The 3,420-nt window shown below is 73.1% G+C and carries 3 protein-coding genes; 2 read left to right on the forward strand and 1 reads right to left on the reverse strand.

The features are described from left to right. Positions 1-65: 65 nt before the first annotated feature. The gene (locus tag CR470_RS36735; RefSeq protein ID WP_257139048.1) at positions 66-1,538 is read right to left on the reverse strand and encodes an alpha/beta hydrolase; all 1,473 of its coding nucleotides are present in this window, start codon (positions 1,536-1,538) and stop codon (positions 66-68) included. A 256-nt stretch (positions 1,539-1,794) separates the two neighbouring features. On the opposite strand from CR470_RS36735, the gene CR470_RS36740 reads away from it, so the two are divergent. Continuing rightward, the gene (locus CR470_RS36740) at positions 1,795-2,118 is read left to right on the forward strand and encodes a 2Fe-2S iron-sulfur cluster-binding protein (RefSeq protein ID WP_097872021.1); all 324 of its coding nucleotides are present in this window, start codon (positions 1,795-1,797) and stop codon (positions 2,116-2,118) included. 48 nt (positions 2,119-2,166) lie between these two features. Continuing rightward, positions 2,167-3,393 (forward strand): cytochrome P450, encoded by a 1,227-nt coding sequence (locus CR470_RS36745; RefSeq protein WP_097872019.1) that lies wholly within the window; start codon positions 2,167-2,169, stop codon positions 3,391-3,393. Positions 3,394-3,420 lie beyond the last annotated feature (27 nt).

A 3,420-nucleotide genomic window follows, 5' to 3' on the forward strand; every position in this document is an offset into this window, starting at 1 on the left:
GCCCCGTCGTGACGCCCGTCGCCCCGCGCCCCGTCCGGGCGCGGGGCGACGGGCGTCACGGGGCCTCAGCCCCGGCCCGGGTCGGCCGGGATGTCCGGACGGGGCGTGGCACCCGCGCACCGGGCCCCGGCCGGCGGCAGCACCCCGTCCGTCAGATACCGGTGGACGAGCGCGTCCACCTCCGCGTTGCCGGCCAGCACGAAGATCTCGTGGTCACCCGAGTCCGTCACCGTGATCAGACGGTGGCCGAGCTGCTCCGCCATGGCCACGCCGCCGTCGTGGTGATCCATGATGTCCCCGTCCGCCTGGACCACCACACCCGTGGGAAAGCCGTTCCGCACGATCTTCGTCGGCGGCTCCGGCGGGGTGAACGACCGGAAGGTGCCCACCCAGGGCTGGGCCCGCAGCACGCCGTAGCCGTAGGGGTGGCGGACCCGGAAGTCGCGCATGGCCGTGAAGTACTCGGCGAGGGCGGTCGGCCAGTCGTGCTCCAGGGTCACGGCGTCCAGTACGCCGCTGCGCAACTCGCCCTCGTGGTCCGTGGGACGCCAGCCCCGCTGGTCCGCCAGCAGTCGCCGCGCCGGCGCCGCGCCGGCCTCGCCCCCGGGCACGTCCCCCAGCCGCGCGATCATCCGGCCCAGCCGCTCCCAGGCTCCGCGGTCCGCCGTGCGGTAGCCCATCGCCCCGTCCAGCAGGGTGCGCAGGGCGACGCCTTCCGGCAGCTCCTCCAGCCGCCGCACGGTCCGTTCCACCGATGCGAGTACGGCCTCGGCGCCGACACCGAGCCCGAAGACGCTGTCGCGGTCGCCGGCCCACCGCGCCCACTGCCGCACATTGCGCAGGATCGCGTCGCCCTGGGAGACGAACTGCTCGTACCAGGTCCAGCCGGGGTGGACGCAGGAGTCCAGGACGCTGCGGTCCAGCCGCTCGGGGAACATCGTGCCGTAGACGGCGCCGACGTACGACCCGTAGGCGTAGCCGACGAAGCTGAGCCGCTCCTCGTCGAGGACCGCGCGGATCAGGTCCATGTCGCGGGCCGTGTTGCGGGTGCTCACATGCGGGCGCAGGGCGCCGCCCGCCCGCGCGCAGCCCTCCTCCCGCAACCGCATGTCCTCGGCGATCTGCGCGAAGTGCGCGTCGGGCGGGCGGGAGTCGAACGGCGCCTTCGGCACGACCACTTCGGCGTACAGCCGGGTGGAGTCGCCGGTGCCGCGCGGGTCGAAGCCGATCAGGTCGTACGCCTCGTGCGTCGGAGTGCCGCGGAGGGCCGCCACCAGCGCCCGGCCCCGCCCCCAGTCGCCGCCGGGACCGCCGTTGACGGCCAGGAGGATGCCCCGTCGGCACCGCGGGTCGCGGGCCCGGCTGCGGCTCAGCGCGAGTGTGAGCCGCTCACCGCCGGGGTGCGCGTAGTCCTGCGGCACCTCGATCTCCGCGTGGTCGAGGTCCGGGTCGTCCGGCGACGGGCGCCAGACGGGGCGTTGGGCGCGGTACGCGTCCAGCGCGGGGGCGGCCGTCGAGGCGGATTGCTCGGAAAACACCGCTGTACCTCCGATCACTGGGGGCGGTCAGCATGGCGACGGCCCCTTGAGGCCCTCTGGAAGGCCCCCGGACCAGCGTGCCCGCCCGGCCGTCGCGCGCCCCGCCCCCCGAGGGGCCCTCCAGTACGCCGCTAGTGCCCGTGTCCACAGTGCGCACGGTGCCGCCCGGCCCCGGCCGCGTCCGGGGCCGCGCGGCCCCGGAGGCCACGGCGCGCACGTGGAGGCCACGACGCCGCCCAGCGACGAAGGGAACGCGATGGCCAAGATCACTTACAAGCAGCCGGACGGCACCGCGACCGTGGTGGACGTCCACCCCCCGGACACGGTCATGCGCGGCGCGAGGCTCAACGGCGTCGACGGCATCGAGGCCCAGTGCGGCGGAGCCGCCCAGTGCGGCACCTGCCATGTTTACGTCGACGCGAACAACAGCCTCCCGCTGCCCGGGATGGACGAGATCGAGGACGACGTCCTGTACACCACCGCGTCGCCCCGCACCGAGCACAGCCGACTGAGCTGCCAACTGCCCGTGTCCGAGGAGATGGACGGCCTCGTGGTGCACCTGCCGGAGAGCCAGGTCTGACACCCCGCCGCCCCGGCTCGGCCGCCGCCGACCAGAAGGGACCCCTCCATGAGCAACGCCGCACCCGAACTCCCCACCGAGGAGCACGAGACCTTCCCGTACGCGCGCCAGTGCCCGTTCTCGCAGCCCGCCGCGTACGAGGCGATGGCAGAGGAGGACGTCTCACAGGTGACACTGACCGGGTCAGGCCTGCGGATCTGGACCGTCACCGGGTACACGACGATCCGGACGCTGCTGACCGATCCGCGCGTCAGCGCCTCCCGCAAGCACGCCAACTTCCCCTTCTACTTCATCGCCCCGCCGGAGTTCCGCACCGAGACCTCGTTCATCGGCTACGACGGCGAGGAGCACACCCGCACCCGGCGCAAGGCCGCGCTCACCTTCACGCACCGCCAGGTGCAGCGGCTCCGGCCCCGCATCGAGGAGATCGTCGACGACTACCTGGACCGCATGCTGGCCATGGGCCCGCCCGTCGACATGCACCGGGTGTTCTCGCTCGCCGTGCCCATGACGGTGATCTGCGAACTGCTGGGCATCCCGCAGGACCAGCACGACTTCTTCATCCGGCACGGTACCGCGCTGCTGGGCGGCCACAGCTCCCCCGAGGAACGGCAGGCCGCGATCGTCGAGGTCAACGCCTATGTGAGCGAGCTGATCCAGCAGAAGAAGAAGGAGCCGGGCGACGACCTGCTCAGCCGTGCGATGGCCGACTACGAGGCATCGGGCGAGGAGTACACGGACCGCGACCTGTTCAACATGGTGCGGCTGCTGATGAACGGCGGGCACGAGACCACCGCCAGCCAGATCTCCCTGGGCACCGCGTGCCTGCTGGAGAACCCCGACCAGCTGGCGCAGCTGCTGGCCGACCCGTCGCTGATCAGGCCCGCCGTGGAGGAGCTGGTGCGGATCGCGACGATCGGCGACACCGCCGTACCCCGTGTCGCACTGGAGGACATCGAGATCGGCGGCCGGACCATCCGGGCCGGCGACGGCATCCTCTGCCTCGGCCTCGCCGGAAACCGGGACCCCGAGGTGTTCCCCGAGCCGGAGAAGCTGATCATCAGCCGCGGCAGCCGCAAGCACCTCGGGTTCGGCCACGGCGTGCACCACTGCATCGGCGCCGACCTGGCCCGGCTGGAGCTGGAGATCGTCTGGAGCAAGCTCTTCCAGCGGGTGCCCGGCCTGCGGCTGGCCCGGCCGCTCGCCGACCTCCCGCGCAAGGAGGGCGCCGTCATCTACGGCCTGTGGGAACTCCCCGTCACCTGGGACGCGTGAGGCCCCGGCCCGGCGCCGGACCGGGGC

This window comes from Streptomyces sp. rh34, assembly GCF_002551245.1.
GTDB lineage: Bacteria > Actinomycetota > Actinomycetes > Streptomycetales > Streptomycetaceae > Streptomyces.